The sequence below is a fragment of the Allobosea sp. P1_A7 genome (assembly GCF_056406775.1).
This window is the reverse complement of the sequence record NZ_JBFTZN010000636.1, coordinates 1-701: the sequence shown is the minus strand read 5'-3', so window position 1 is coordinate 701 and position 701 is coordinate 1. Positions and strand designations below refer to the sequence as shown.

Here is a 701-nt window from a genome sequence, read left to right as displayed (position 1 = left end):
ACATCCCCGCCAACCCCAAAAGGGATCAGCCTATCCAACTGGTTGGCTTTTACGCCGCCCGCGCCACCACAAGCGAGGGCGCTTCATTGGATGGTTTTGTCACCGCCCTGCACACTTCGATTGCTCTAAGCCTGCCGGGGAGGCTGGGCTCGTTTCGCCTGACTCCGTAACCTGGCGCGTTTTCAAGAATCCGGTCTCGCTTTTCATAGGAGGCATTGCTGCGGTTATCCTCGAATTGGCCGAGCCATCCGTACGAGCGGGGGTATGGGGGCACAGCTCATTCCGCATCGACCCCGTGAAGCGCCAGAACAGGCGCGGCAGCGATGACGACGGTCTACGGTCCCCGCCAAGCGGCAGAAAACATGATCGCAGGTGTGGTCCGTGCTCACGATCGAGTGCAGGGTGTCACGCCTGGGCGCCTAGTATATCACGCGAACGACCCGCGGCTGTTGGATTGGGTGCAAGCGACCGCTTCTTACGGTTTCATCGAAGCCTATAGTCGCTTTGTCGCGCCGCTGACGCCCGAAGACTTCTCACGCGCTTTCACCGAAGGGTAACTGGTGCGAGCGGGCCACCTTGCGACGATCGATAACCCCGCTTGCTGATCCACTATCGCCGCCTGGACTGGCCGGTGGGGATGAAGTGATAGTGGTTGCGGATGGTGGCGACGCTCAGCGGGATATCGTTCCAGACCTCGCTGA

General features: G+C 60.6%; 1 pseudogene. It reads left to right on the top strand.

From position 1 onward, the window contains the following. The first annotated feature begins 85 nt into the window (after positions 1–85). Positions 86–557: pseudogene (locus tag AC1D34_RS38140) on the top strand (oxygenase MpaB family protein). The last annotated feature ends 144 nt before the right edge of the window (positions 558–701 follow it).